This is a genomic window from Bacillus sp. P4_E1 (assembly GCF_056401715.1).
In genome coordinates this window covers 221,362-238,326 of sequence record NZ_JBFUIV010000005.1, presented here as the reverse complement: position 1 = coordinate 238,326, position 16,965 = coordinate 221,362, and the positions used below count along the sequence as shown (strand labels likewise).

At 37.1% G+C, this 16,965-nt stretch carries 2 protein-coding genes; one reads left to right on the top strand and one right to left on the bottom strand.

The genetic code is table 11. From position 1 onward, the window contains the following. Positions 1-37: 37 nt before the first annotated feature. A complete protein-coding gene (locus tag AC1DS7_RS09640) occupies positions 38-15,070 on the top strand; it encodes a DUF7507 domain-containing protein (protein ID WP_476998936.1) in 15,033 nt (5,010 codons plus the stop codon). A 298-nt stretch (positions 15,071-15,368) separates the two neighbouring features. Here the strand turns inward: AC1DS7_RS09640 and AC1DS7_RS09635 are convergent, their stop codons facing one another. After that, positions 15,369-16,916 carry a hypothetical protein gene (locus tag AC1DS7_RS09635; RefSeq protein WP_476998935.1) on the bottom strand — a complete coding sequence of 516 codons (1,548 nt, stop codon included), beginning with the start codon at positions 16,914-16,916 and terminating at the stop codon, positions 15,369-15,371. Positions 16,917-16,965: the final 49 nt, after the last annotated feature.

Genomic DNA, 16,965 nt, shown 5'->3' with positions numbered 1-16,965 from the left:
ATTTTGACCAAGACTATATTGTAAATGAGGTGACAACATGCCCATTACGAATCGATTTTCTACCACCACTAACGGCGCACTCGCTATTACAGGAAATACACTAGGCTTAAGTAAAATTAGTAATCTAAACCGTGCTGGTACAATCGGGGCAATTGGTGCATTCGTAACTACGAATACTGCTTTACAAGTACCTACTTTTCCTGCTGGTACAACATTAAACTATACACAAAATAGTTCTACCGCTCTTTTAAATATCCCTGCTGGTAGTACTATTCTTTACGCAGAACTTGTTTGGGGTGGAAACTATTTATCTCGTGATCAAAACATTACGAGTGTATTAGGAAACCCAGTTTCTTTTACAACACCTGTTTCAACATACTCGATTACCCCTTCAGCTGTTACAGCTTCAAATCAAACATTCGTTTCTGGATCTGTCACATTTGGATTTTATACACGATCAGCGGATGTAACGTCACTCGTTCAAGCTGCTGGATCTGGATCTTATACAACAGGTTCTGTTCCTGGACTTGTAGATCCTTTAGACGCTTCTAATGGAGCCATTAATTCTGCAGGATGGACGCTTATTGTCGCTTATCAAAACGGTTCCTTACCCGCAAGAAATTTAACAATTTACGTAGCTGGTAACCGTGTTTCTGTAGAAACCGGTAGTGCAGATGTATCTGTCTCAGGGTTTTTAACACCTGCCGGTGGACCTGTAAGCGGGAGATTATTTTTAAGTTCTACTGAAGGGGATGCTGATTTAACTGGAGATCAAGCTTTATTTGGACCAAATTTCAGTTCATTAAATGCATTATCTGGGCCAAATAATGCTGTTAATAATTTCTTCGGTTCTCAAATTAATAATGCTGCAGGGAACTTAGATACAACTGGTACATTTGGAACGCGAAACCAGAGTGCCTCTACAAGTACAAATATCTCCGCTGGAAGACAAGGATGGGACATTACTTCCATTGATATTTCTCCTTATTTAACAAATTCCCAAGTATCTGCCTCAATTCGTTTAACTACTAACGGGGATGCATATATGTTAAATACAGTCGGTTTACAAATCAATATAAACTCACCTAATATACAAGCAACTAAAAGCGTGAATAAAAGTGTCGCTACAATTGGAGATATTCTAACCTATACAGTTACTGTTCCTAACACCGGGCTTCTTCCTGCAAATAACGTTACTTTTACAGATGTTCTCCCTAACGGTACTTCCTTTATACCTGGAAGCGTAACGATAGATAACGTACCACAAACAAATGCAAATCCGGTCGCCGGTATATCTCTGGGGACAATTAATAATGGCTCTTCTCGTACAGTAGCTTTCCAAGCGACTGTCGTTTCTCTTCCAAGTCAAAATCCTATCTCTAACACTGCGAATATTACATTTCAATATACACCGATTGCCGGAGGAACGACTTTTAACGGTCTTGCAACAAGTAACTCTGCAGGAACACAAATTAACCTCGCAGATATTAATGGCACAAAATCAGTTAACAAACTTTTTACCGATATTGGTGAAACATTAACTTACAGTATTGCCTTAGCTAATATAGGAAATATCGCTGCAACGAATGTTATATATACAGATCCGATTCCTAGCGGGACCACTTTCATTCCAGGGAGTGTAACTGTTAACGGAGTTACTCAAGGGGGAGCAAATCCCGCTAATGGTATATCAATCGGATCTATTGCTGCAAATTCTACTACTACTATTTCCTTTCAAGTATTCGTTCCTTCTATCCCACAAACAAATCCAATATTAAATAGTGGTACAACAACATATCAATACATTCCTGTACCAAACCAGCCGGCAGTAAGCGGGACTGACACGACGAATATTGTCTCCACGCAAGTGAATAATGCTACTGTAACAATGACAAAAGCAGTAGATAAAAACTATGCAGATATTGGCGATACACTGACTTACACTGTTGCCTTTACAGGAACAGGTAATACGAATGCGAACAATGTTATTTTTACAGATGTCATTCCTACAGGAACAACTTTTGTCCTAAACAGTTTAACAATAGATGGTACGACACAAGTTGGAGCAAATCCGGCTAACGGTGTGAATATAGGATCCATCGCAACTGGCACAACCAAAAACGTTTCATTTCAAGTAGTAGTAAACACAATACCTCCAGCAAATATCGTATCTAATGGATCAAGCGCTTCTTATCAGTATACTGTCAACCCTAGTCAATCACCCATTACGAAAAACATCGCTTCTAACGTCGTTACCACTCAAATTAACAATGCGAATTTAACATTAACAAAATCGACAAATAAACAATTTGCTACAATTGGAGATACAATCAGTTATACAGTCCTTATCACAAACAGTGGAAATACTGCTGCAACGAACGTACAGCTAACCGATCCACTTCCAAATGGAACGATATTGACTCCAGGTACTGTAACGCTAAACGGCGTTTTGCAAAATGTAACTTCTCTTATTGCCTTACCTATCGGTACAATTCCTGGCGGAGCTACTTTCACCTTATCCTTCCAAGTAACAGTCATTAACATTACTGCACAAAACCCTATCATTAATAACGCTTTCGCCTCTTATATTTACACTGTAAACCCAAGCCTGCCGCCAACTTCAAAAACAGCAAATTCTAATTCTGTTGCCTCAACAATTAGACTAGCAAATCTACATGCTATAAAATCTGTGGATAAAACATTTGCGGAAGTTGGAGATGTATTAACTTACACCTTTGCTCTTACAAACGATGGAAATGTTGCGGCGAACAATGTATTACTATCCGATTCAATTGCAAATGGTACTTCCTTCGTACCGAACAGTGTTATAGTTAACGGTGTTACTCAGCCGGGCGCAACACCAGCTAGCATCAATATTGGTAGCATCAATGCTAATACTACAATTACAGCTTCATTCCAGGTATTAATAACTAGTATTCCAAACCCAAATCCTATTTCGAATAGTGCCTCCATTTCCTATAACTTTATTGTTGATCCAAACGCTTCACCTGTAAGTAAGAACACTACTTCAACCACTACATTTACTCAAGTAAACGATGCAAATGTCATTTCAGCCAAAACAGTGGATCGAGCGTTCGCTACCGTAGGGGATATATTAACTTATACCGTTATTTTAACGAATGCAGGAAGTGTTTCTGCTGATAATCCTACTTTCATAGATATAAATCCAGATGGTACTACCTTTATTCCAAATACTTTTCTTATTAATGGCGTTTTGCAAAACAATGCAGATCCAAATATAGGTGTCCTGTTACCTTCTATTCCTGCTAGCGGATTAATTACCGTTTCTTATCAAGTAACTGTCACTGCTTTACCAGCCCAAAATCCAACAACTAATTCATCGAGTACACAGTATAGTTTCGTTCTAAATCCAGGTGATCCACCAATTATAGAAACATCTTTAAGTAATACTGTAAGTACACAAATTAATTTAGCAAATGTAGTTATTGTCAAAGAGGTAGATTTAACTATTGCCGATGTCGGGCAACCAATCACATATACAATTTCCTTAGCTAACCTTGGGAATACTACAGCAAACAATGTTGTTGTTACCGATATAATCCCTCCCGGCACCACTATCGTACCAAATAGTATTTTTATAGGTGGCGCTTTACAGCTAGGTGCAGACCCAAGTACCGGCCTTCAAGTCGGCTCCATTCCTGCAGGTGGTTTTACAACGATTGTTTTTCAAATAAGTGCAAATGGGCTACCTTCACCAAATCCAATTCAAAATAGCGCTTCACTTCAATATAACTTTATCGCTGATCCAAATTTACCTGTTGTTGTGAAAAACGCTACTAGTAATATAGTAACTACACAAATTAATACTGCTAATATTGTTGCTACAAAACTAACGAGCACAAATTTCGCTGATGTTGGTGATGTCATATTATATGCGACTATTTTAACAAATAACGGGAATATCCCTGCTTCTAATGTAACGTTTACAGATATCATTCCAGCGGGTACCCTGTTCATTCCTAATACTGTAACGATTAACAATGTCCCTATAGCAAATGCAAATCCTGCTAACGGTATTTTTATCGGTACGATAGGAGCGAATTCATCACGAACCGTTGCATTCCAGGTTCTTGTACCAACTATCCCTGCTGTAAATCCGATTACGAATCAATCAAGCACAACATTCCAATATACGTACGATCCATCCAAACCAGCTGTAATGCAGATGGTGGCTTCTAACACGGTACAGACAACAATTAATAACGCTACGATTACCGCTGCAAAATCTGCAGATAAACAGTTCGCTAACGTAAATGATATTATTACGTACACGACTACTTTAACAAATAGCGGGAATACACTTGCATCAAATATAGTATTTACAGATGCCATTCCAAGTGGGACTTCATTTATTCCAAATAGTGTAACAGTAAATGGTACTACACTCCCTAATATAAATCCAGCAAATGGCGTAGCAATTGATCCAATAAACCCCAATACAAATACAACAATCTCATTTCAAGTAATAGTAAATTCCATCCCTAGTCCAAATCCAATCCCGAACCAAAGTAATACAACGTACCAATATTTCGTAAATCCTAACTTACCTCCAGCATCCGCCAATGCGTTAAGTAACGTAATAACAACTCAAATTAATAATGCTACGATCGTCGCTACTAAATCAGTGAATACACCGACAGCTGCAATTGGAGATATCGTTACCTATACGATTGCAGTTACAAACACTGGAAATATCCCTGCTAGTGCAAATGTTTTAACGGATGGGCTTGGCGCAGGAGCTTCATTTATCCAAAACTCCGTAACTATCAATAATGTTCCACAACCAGGATTAGATCCATCACTTGGTATTCACTTAGCAGATATTCCACCAGGTAATACTGTATTTATTTCTTTTCAAGCACAAATTTTAGCGATACCGCCTAGTGGCACATTAACAAATAACGCCCTTGTAAATTATGAATATACAGTGAATCCAAACCAATCACCTGCTGTTGGTAGTACAATTACAAACACAACAGTTACTCCAATCATTGATGCTACTCTATCTATAAATAAAACTGTCAATTCAACATTCGCTACTATTGGAGATACACTTACTTTCACTTCCACCATTACTAATTCCGGTAACACTACCGCAAACAATGTTATTTTTACAGATTTAATTCCAGATGGCACAACGTTTATTCCAAATAGTTTTACAGTAAATGGAACAACCATTCCTAATGCAAATCCACAAAATGGTATCAATATCGGTAACATAAATTCAAATGCATCAGTTATACTCAGCTTTCAAGTAAACATTGCAACGATTCCCAATCCTAATCCAATCCCTAATAAATCATCGGTTCAATATAGTTTTATTGTAGATATTAATGAACCACCTGTTTCACGAACAGTTAAATCCAATAAAACTTTTACACAAGTAAATACTGCTTCCGTTATCGCAACAAAAACTGCGAGTAGTGCATTTGCTGCTGTTGGAGATACAATTACGTATACAACAACCCTTACCAATAGCGGAAATACAACTGCAAACACACCTGTTTTTATAGATATATTACCACCTGAACTTTCATTCGTGCCTGATAGCGTACAAATTAATACCATCCCACAACTTGGATTTAGGCCAGATAACGGGGTTCCTTTAGACCCAATTCCAGTTGGAGGAACGACAACCATTACTTTCCAAGCCATTGTCGGTTCAATACCAGCTTCAAACCCTACGATGAACCAATCTAGCACAACATACTCTATTATTATTGATCCTACCGAGCCGCCTGTTACAGAAACGGCTACTAGTAATCCGGTCTTAGTTCAAATAAATGAAGCAATCATTCAAGCAACGAAAAGTGTGGATCGTATCTTTTCTGACGTAGCACCTGGAAATTCATTTTTAACGTATACTGTTTTATTAGAAAATATAGGGAACACGACTGCTACTAATATCATTTTTACAGATCCGATTCCAAATAATACAGTATTTATAGAAGATAGCGTTCGAGTAGGTGGGGTTTTATTACCTGGAGTAAATCCAGCGAATGGGATACCAATTGGAGATATTATTACAGGAGATTTTATAAACGTCACCTTCCGCGTGCAAGTAGTTAGTATTCCAAATCCAATTTTCACAATTGGGCCTGGGGGACCAAACTCACCGGTTGTAAACGGTGCTTCTATTAATTATCAATTTATGACAGGACCTAATTTACCACTCGTTTCACGAAGTACAACATCCAATTCTGTTTCGACACAAATAAATTCCGGGGAAATTGTAGCGGTTAAATCCGCGGATAAAAATTTCGCAACAATCGGCGATACAATTTCTTATACAATTACATTAAATAACCCTGGAAATGTCACTTCACAAAATATAATTTTCACAGATATTTTACCTGACGGAACGACATTTATTTCCGGGACTCTTACAAGCGATTCTGGTACACAGCAAATTGGAAATCCAGCTAGCGGGATACAGATTGAAAATATAAATCCAGGTGGAACGGCCATTATTACTCTCAACGTACTTGTTACAAACATTCCAAGTATAAATCCAATTTCTAATTTTAGTTCTGTACAATTTGCACATGTGGTCGATCCTAGCCAACCTGCCGTATCACAAACGAATGTATCTAATGCGGTTTCGACAACTATTAATAGTGCAATTTTAACAACCCAAAAAAGTGCTGATAAATCTATAGTTTCAGTTGGAGATACGATTACGTATACCACTACTATTACAAATACAGGGAATACAGCAGCAACGAATATAACATTCACAAGCGCTATTCCAGCTAGCACTACATTCATACCAAATTCAGTTACAGTAAATGGAGTTCAGCAACCTGGTGCGCAACCAGCACTTGGAGTAAATTTACCAAATATCGCACCCGGCGCGACAGTAACTGTTACTTTCCAAGTAAATGTTATTTCTATTCCCCCTTCAAGCTCGATTATGGATAATGACACAATTTTATATTCTTATACTGTTGATCCAAGCGGAGCTCCTATTACAACTTCTATTTCAACGAATATCGTTACAAATCCTGTACTAGATGCCATGATAACGATGGTAAAATCAGTCGATCAAACGCTTGTAACACTAGGTGATGCCATTACCTATACGACCATTTTAAAGAATAGTGGTAATACAAATGCAACTAACATTACTTTCACTGACCTTATACCAGATGGTACAGCGTTTATTACTGATAGCGTTACAATAGATGGCATCACGCAAATTGGTCTTAATCCTAATACAGGTATAACGATTGGATCAATTGCTCCTAACAGCTCAATATCTATTGCATTTCAAGTTACCGCTACTTCTACTCCCGTTCAAAATCCTATTGCCAATTCGGCTAGTGCTTCTTACACATTTATCGCTGACCCTAATGCCCCTATTGTTTCAAGGAATGTTACTTCAAACACAGTGTTCACTACAATTAACACAGCTACCATTCTTTCATTAAAACAAGTCGATAAATCCTTTAGTCGTATTGGAGACACACTCACCTATACTGTTACTTTAACAAACAATGGAAACTCATCCGCACAAAATGTTATTTTCTCAGATACAATGCCGAGCGGAACTACATTTATTGCAAACTCATTTTCTATTAACGGGGTTTCTCAAAGTGGTGCGGACCCATCGAACGGTGTAAATATTGGGCCTATAACAGCTGGGTCTACAGTAACTGTTTCATTCCAAGTAAACGTGGCGTCATTACCAACCGAAAACCCAATTGTAAATTTCTCATCAACATCGTATCAATTAATCTCACCGCCTGATGCAGAAACTTCAATTAGTAATCCTGTTTCAACACAAATTAGAGAAGCTATATTATCTATGACGAAAAATGAAAGTCTATCCTTTGCAGATGTCGGGCAAACTGCTTTTTACACTACTTCTATTGCCAATGTAGGCAATACGGATGCAACTAATATTGTATTCACAGATGTATTACCAAGTGGACTCACATTTGTTCCTAACACATTAACTGTCGATGGTATTTTACAACCTAATGCGGATCCAAATACAGGTGTATTACTTGCAGCACTTCCACCAAATGAAATATATAGTATCGTCTTTCAAGTTACAGTGAACAGCATTCCACCTATTAATCCAGCACCGAATACAGCATCAACGACATATGAGTTTACTGTTGATCCAAGTAATCCGCCGGTATCGAATACAGCTAGCTCCAACACTACACTTCTTCAAATAAACAACGCAAATATTATTAGCACAAAAACAGCAAATCTTACTTTTGCGGATGTTGGTAATACAATAACATTTACACTTAACCTTCCTAATACAGGGAATGCGGCTGCAACTGATGTAACTATTATCGATATTCTTGATAGCAATTTAAGTTTCATTCCAAACAGTTTCACAGTTAATGGGCAAACCATTCCAAACGCTGATTTATCTACTGGTGTAAATATAGGTTCAATTAATGGTGGTAATGCGGCAATCGTCACATTCCAAGCAACTGTTACTACACTTCCAACACTTAATCCAATTTCTAATTTTGCTTCTACCACATATCATTATGTCGTTGATCCTAGCCAGTCACCTATTACAACTTCCAATCAATCGAATACAACGACAACTCAAATTAATAGCGCTATCCTTACTGCACAAAAAAATTCAAATGCGGAAACGGTAGATATCGGGCAAGATATCGTCTACTCCGTTACAATTACAAATAGCGGAAATGTTAGTGCAACGAATGTTATTTTTACCGACCTTATTCCAGCCGGAACTTCCTTTGAACCGAATAGTTTTACACTTAACGGAATTAGCATCCCAAATGCAAATATAATTACAGGTGTTCCAATTGGTGATATCGCGCCAAACCAATCTGTCATCGTAGCATTTCATATTAATGCCAATGAAATTCCGCCTATAAATCCAATTTCCAACCAAGCTAGCGTTAGCTTCCAACATATCGTTAATCCAGCAAATCCTCCAGTTTCAAAAAATATTACTTCTAACAGCGTTACAACAAAAATTGAAAGTGCTATTTTAAACACTATTAAAATAGGAGATAAAGCTTTTGCAACGATTGGTGATACGATTACGTATACAACCACTATTACGAATACAGGAAATATCTCTGCTAACAACGTTGTTTTCTCAGACCCTATACCGACATGGACACAATTTGTTGCAGGATCAGTCATTGTTGATGGCACTTCATTACCATCCGCTTCTATCATTGACGGTGTTGGCATAAATACGATAACTCCAAATCAAATCGTAACAATTATGTTCCAAGTCCAAATAATAAGCAATCCAACAACGTTCACACCTGAACTCCAAAACTTAGGATTTGTTAACTTCCAATATAACGTAGGCAATTCATTACAGACTCAGCCTGGAAATGTGGAGACGAACGTCTTCGTTACTTCTATTAATTCAGCAATACTTTCAGCTGTAAAAACTGCTAATACAGCCTTTGCGAATATCGGAGACACAATCACTTATACAGTTTTGATTCAAAACAGCGGCAATACAAACGCTACGAATCTAAATTTCTCAGATCTTATTCCAGCTGGAACGACCTTTGTTGAAAATAGCTTTTCTGTAAATGGAAGTATCATTCCAGGGGCAAATCCAAATACCGGAGTTAATATCGGAACCGTTAGTACGAACAGTTCCTTAACTGTTACTTTCCAAGTCATAGTTACATCTACTCCACCTTCAAACCCAATTACAAACGTTGCATCTATTCAATACGCATTCATTGTTGATCCGGCAGCTCCTCCTGTTACAGGCACAATAACTTCTAATAGTGCTTCCACACAAATTAATAACGCGACTGTTACAACTGTTTTAGAAGCAAATCGAGCAATCGTATCTATCGGAGATATAATTACGTATACAGCAACATTAACGAATACTGGAAACTTCCCTGCAAATTCTGTATTACTCATTAACGGAGTTCCTGAAGGGGCATTATTTGTTCCAAATAGTGTCACGCTTAACGGGATTTCACTTCCAGATGCAAGTCCAACTCTCGGTATTCCAGTTGGTATTATCGCACCAGGTGATTCTGCTACTATTACGTTCCAATTTCTTGCAAGTTCTATTCCACCGCAAGGGACGATTATAAATCAAGCCATTACAAGTTACACGTATATTGTCGATCCAAATCAACCTCCAGTTACAGCAACATCCTCATCTAATACGGTTAATACAGCTGTCGTTGATGCATCGTTATCCGCAATTAAAAATACAGATTCTCTCGTACAATCTACCGACGGTACAATCACTTACACAGTAGTCGTTCAAAATAACGGAAATACTACTGCAAATACAGTTACTTTAACAGATTTGGTCCCAGAAGGAACTGCATTTATTCCGAATAGCGTGACCATTAATAGCGTTTCAGTTCCAGGTGCCGATCCAAATGTAGGGATACCATTAAACTCCATCGCGCCGTCAGAAATCGTCACCGTCACATTCCAGGTTATCGTTCAATCCATTCCAAACGTAAATCCAATTTCTAATATAGCCCGTATTGACTATACTTTTATCGCCGATCCAACCTCTCCTATCATCTCTCGAACAATTACGTCTAATCCAGCTTTCACACAAATTTCGGATGCGAATATTCTTTCTTTAAAAGCAGTCAATGCACAACAAGCAACAACCGGTGACATTTTGACCTATACGATAACGCTAGAAAATACCGGAAATATTCCAGCTACTAATCTCATATTTTCAGATACGCTTCCAGAAGGGACTACATTCGTAGAAAATAGTTTTACACTTAATGGAACAGCTATACTTGGTGCAAATCCAAATGTAGGGGTTGCTTTGCCTAACCTAGTAGCAAACGCTACTCACCTTATTTCGTTCCAAATTCTTATTAACGATTCATTCTCGCAACAATCGATTACAAATCAATCCAATACAACATATTCAATTCAACCAGATCCAAGCCAGCCACCTATTACTGAAACATCTACAAGTAATATTGTCATTACAAATTTCGTGCAAGCACAATTGACAATTACAAAAACGTCCAATCCAATAACTGTAGATATTGGTGGAACTATACTTTATATTTCTGAAGTGAAAAATATCGGCAATGTTGACGCAATAAATATTATTTTTACAGATTCTATTCCAACTGGGACTACATTCGTTTCCGATAGTGTCACAATTAACGGTGTCCTGCAGCCAGGTGTAAATCCAGAAAACGGAATACCACTTGGAACAATTCCAGCAAACAGTTCCAAAACGATACTATTTCAAGTGCAAACAAACAATCCACCTACTGAAACCGAAATTGTAAATCAATCTTCTGCAAATTACCAATATGTAAGTATTCCTACAGCTCCACCGGTGAATCGCTCTGCAAATTCTAACATTGTTACAACATCACTTCAAAATGCAAATATTATTTCTGTTAAAAGCGCGGATGTAACTTTCGTATCAATTGGGCAAATTATTACCTACACAAATACACTACAAAATATAGGAACCATTCCAGCTAACAATACCGTGTTTATTGATAACATTCCAGAAGGTACTATATTCATTGAAGATAGCTTATCAATAAATAATGTGATTCAGCCTGGCGCGAATCCTGAAAACGGAGTAACTCTCAGCACGATACAACCAAATGAAACAGTCACTATTTCATTCCAAGTACAACTTACAAATATACCGTCCGGCAATACAGTCATTAATATTTCAGACACTTCGTACGAATACCAAATTGACCCTAGCTCTCCGATTATTCAGCGTAGATCGTTATCAAATGCAGTAAACACGGAAGTGCGGACGGCAAATGTTAGTGCAATTAAATCCGCCAATAGATCCATTACACGCATCGGTCAAATCATCACATATACAGTCGCCGTTACAAACGCTGGTACAGTACCTATTACAAATACTCTCCTAATTGACGCAATTGCTGCTGGCACCACATTCGTTCCAAATAGCATCCTTGTAGATGGCATACCAAGACCTAACGAAAATCCAATTACCGGTATCAATCTTGGTATTATCCTTCCAAATAATACGATTATTGTTACGTTCCAAGTAAATGTAGTCTCTATACCTGCACAAAATACTATTAATAATATCGCTGTTATACACTATGAATATCAACCGGAACCAAGCGCACCACCAATTTCAGAAACGACCTCTTCCAATACTACAAATATACAATTTATTGATGCTATTCTTATCGCTACAAAATCCGCTAATAAAGTATTAGCTAACATTGATGACACCATTGAATATACAGTATTCATTCAAAATAACGGATCTACTACAACTAACTCCATCTTTTTTACAGATACTATAGAAGATGGAACAGTATTTATTCCGGGAAGTGTAACAGTTAACAACACTGTACTTCCTGCAGCAGATCCGAATATCGGCTTTTTCATTCCTAATATTGCGTCAGGGCAAGCGACTACAATAACGTTCCAAGTTTCCGTTACGAATTTACCAGCTTTAAATCCAACGCCTAATACTGCAAACATCGTCTACGACTTTATTTTCAATCCTGACTTTGCACCAATTCAAAAATCTACTACTTCCAATACTACTTTCGTCCAAATTAATGATGCCGATATCGTTTCACTGAAAACTGTTAATTCGACTTCTGTAACGATTGGCGACATTTTAACTTATACAACAACTTTAACGAATATAGGAAATACAGATGCTACTGCTGTTGTATTTACAGACAACATACCTGATGGAACAACCTTTATAGACGGTAGCGTTTTAGTAAATAATATTCCTCAGCTTAACGCGAATCCAAGTACTGGTATACTTGTAGGAACGATTGCACCTAACGTTTCTATTCCAGTCACGTTTTCCGTTACTGTGTTAGCTCTTCCAGCTAGCGGTCGTATTCAAAATCAATCCACTTCTCGTTATACAATTAATGGTGAAGAACAAATATCGACTAGTAATATTACCTTCACTGAAGTTATTTCTGCTAATGTAATTGCAACAAAAACAACGCCTATCCAATATGCTGACCTACAAACTATCATCCCTTACACAATTTCCATCACAAACAATGGGAATATACAAGTAGAAAACATTATCGTTACTGATATCATTCCAGCAAATACGAGATTTATAGAGAACAGTGTTATTGTGAATGGCACCGCTCGTCCAAATGACAATCCACTTAGCGGTATACAAATTGATAACATTCCGCCTAATACGACAGCAACTATTCTATTCCAAGTCCGGGTTACTTCCATTCCGCAAACAAATCCAATCTCTAACACGAGTACAATTGAATATGAATACACGGTACCAGATAGGCCACCTATTACCGCAACTATTATTTCATCAGCTGCCGTAACAGAAATTCATCACGCGAATTTAAATAGCAATAAAACTGTTGACCTTGCATTTGCAACGGTCGGTGATACGTTAACGTATACGATTACACTAAATCAAACTGGTAATGTTTCAGCAGATGATGTAGTCATTCAAGATATTATTCCTCAAGGTACTACGTTTATAGAAAATAGTGTCATTGTAAACGGAGAAACTGTTCCGGGAGTTAATCCAGTAAGCGGCATACCAATTGGTACTATAATTGTAGGTGGAGATGCCATCGCTTCCTTCCAAGTAACTGTAACTTCTATTCCAACACCAAATGAACTCAACAACAAAGCAATTACTACTTTTAACTATATAGTCAATCCAAATAACTTACCTGTTACAAATACGACTACAACAAATACTGTCACAACAACTGTCCAAAATGATAATGTCGTTGCCATAAAATCTGTTAATGCCACGAATGCATTACCTAGTCAAACTTTAACGTATACAATTACAATTACTAATAGCGGTAATGTAACGATTGAAGACCTTCTTGCCATAGACACCGTACCAGTAGATACAATTTTCATTACTGGCAGTGTTACGATTAACGGGATCAATCAGCCTAATGCGAATCCTGAAAATGGTATTCCATTAGGAAACCTTGCTCCTAATGAATCTGTTGTCATTACGTTCCAAGTAACAATATCTTCTTCGACTCTTCAAACTGCAATCAATAACGACGCTTCTGTTTCCTATACTGTTACCATTGATCCGAATGAACCACCTATTACAATTACAAAGCAAACAAATACCGTTACAACAACGATCGTTGATCCAATGGTGCGCATTGAGAAAAACGCTGACAAATCTTCTGTCGTTATAGGAGATATTATTACATTCACATTAGAGGTATTTAATCATTCCCCAATTCCTACAGTAAGTACTTCCGTTTTAGATATGATTCCAGCTGGTACAACATTTATAGAAAACAGTGTAACAATTAACGGTACTCCGGTTCCAAATATTCGACCAGACACTGGTATTAACATTGGTTCCTTATCGGCAGATGGAGTAGCAACTATAACATTTAAAGTTCTCGTAACTTCTATCCCTTCAAACAGTACAATTATCAATTCCGCAACAGTTACAGCTGCTTTCCAATTGACACCACAGGATCCGATTATTACTTTCATCGTTAATTCGAACATTGTTCGCATACCAGTTCAATTTATAACGGCAGCAGTGATAAAAAATGCTTCCGTCAGCTCTGCTTATTTAAACCAATATTTTGATTATACAGTGCGTATTACGAATACTTCCGAGATTTCACTTTCAAATATTTCATTACAAGACACCATTCCAGCAGGTTTACAATTTATGAACGGTACGGTCTTCATTAATGGGGAACGCTCTCCACTAGCGAATCCGAATATCGGTTTCCTAGTCGCTACTAATTTGGAACCGAACGAAACAATTATCGTGTTATTCACAGTACAAGTGATAAGCCCACCTATTAATAATGAATTTAAAAACACGGCAAACGTTTCTTTACAACTTCAAATCTCTCCTACCGATCCACCAATCACAGTAACCATTACAAGTAACGAAAACATCGTCACCTTTATTCCAGAAAATCCAGATGAAACACTTCCAAATTTAAATTGTTTCTTTGACGGTGAACGTTTCATACGCATTACTCCTCGAAATATACGAAATTACTTTTGGACTTGGATTTGGTGGCGTTAATTCAGTACAACAAAAAAGATTGTATTTTGGTTGATTTGGACCAAATTACAATCTTTTTTTCATTCCACAGACTACACATTTCTCTTTTAAATTGAATTTATCCCGCTATTTGCGGGTAGTAAGGCTCCCACCTCAAAATTCGGCGAATGCGAGGAAGTTAGGTGGAGTCAGGATGCCCGTAAAAGCCCCATTATGCGGGCTAATAATCAGTGGGGGATGGACAAAACCCCACTGATGAAAGTTTCACTTTATCACGTCGCCTAGTACTCGTCCAAAATTATACAAAGACAGGATCATCTCACGTTATTTTAGTCGTAATAAGCTGACCAACTTCATTAATAGTAACTTTCCATTTCGCTCCACTAGCAGTCTTCATAATTACACCTTGACTTGCTTCCAGCTCAATATCTCCAAACATTCTTCCGCCAGTTGTCGCTAACCAAGCATTTCCATTTTCCATAGAAGACCTTGCAAAAATACGATTAATTCGAAAACGCTTATGGTCTTGAGAGTAACCACTCAATGTAATTCTTACTTTATATAACTGATTAGCTTTCATATTCGATATAACTGTATCTCCAACATTTAATGGAACATCTGCCGCGATAATCCAACTCCCAGTTGCACTTAATGCATATTCAATTTTAATTTTCTTTGGGCTCTCTCCCCACCCAAAGTACATCCCAATACAATTCAACATTTTGATCGGATTTTTCGTAAAGTCCAATTCAATAACAACTGGATTACTATCTGGAACATCAATATAATTCACACTTTGTTCATCTATTAAATTAAAACAATTAGCGATATTTCCTCCGTAAGGTAATTTCCCACTTACTTGCTTAACACTATACTTCCGCTGAGCATTTACTAAAATATCATCTTGATTTCCTATTAAATGTGGTTTATTCAGCGTCAAAGGTAACTGAATCCGAAGTGATTCTTCATAAGTAGACTTACAAACATTGTATTGTCCGTTATCTACAATAGTTGTTGAAAGTAAATTTGAAAAAAGGTAGTTACGATGGGAATTGGAAGAAAATTCAATTACTATTTGTTCACTACTCATCCTGTACGTATCCCAAATCATACAGTTGAATGTATTATAAGCACCTGAACAACGAATTGCTTTTTTCGTTTGTTGTCTACATTGCACTTGAATATCATGAAACGTATTTCCTGAACTTTCATTTGGTAAATCACTATTCCCATCTACTTCTATTCCATACTGACATCCATCAATAAATATAGATTGAAATACATTTGCGTTAATCCAGCAAGGTGTATTTATATTGTCTATATATTCCGTTTTTAAATATATTGCAGTTTGAAAATTTTTAACTTGAACATAGTTAACTTGAAAGAAACTAATATAATCCCACGCTTTTTGACAATAAAAATGTATAGCTTTTCCTTTATATGATGGTGTGGTATTTATTATATTTATATTTGATATGACAGATTGATTAGGCACTTCTATTTGTTGTGAACCGGAAACATAAATAACAGATGACTGAAATACTTGATTAATAACTTGAATAGTACCGCCAGTTATAGAAGCATTACTTTGTAACTCAAACGCATTAAAATCTCCATCAATTTGCAGCGTTACGGTAGGATCTAACTCTAATCTTACGTTGGATTTAATAACAATCGGCTTCAATATTTTATACGTATTAACCCCTGTAATTCTTACCGTCGAAATTCGGTTCGCTACACAATAATTAATCGCTTGTTGAATCGCTAACGAACTATCACTTCCTGAATTCGGAACTGCACCAAAGCAATCAATATGAACACTATTTTCTGGCACACACTCCTCTTGTGAAGAAATATATTCTGACAAAATAAATTCACTCCTCATATTGCCTTTTTCATATAATATGTGAGTTCTC

Bases quoted from the DNA above. Each gene is read 5' to 3' on its own strand.
- AC1DS7_RS09640 (WP_476998936.1), top strand. From the start codon at position 38: ATGCCCATTACGAATCGATTTTCTACCACCACTAACGGCGCACTCGCT.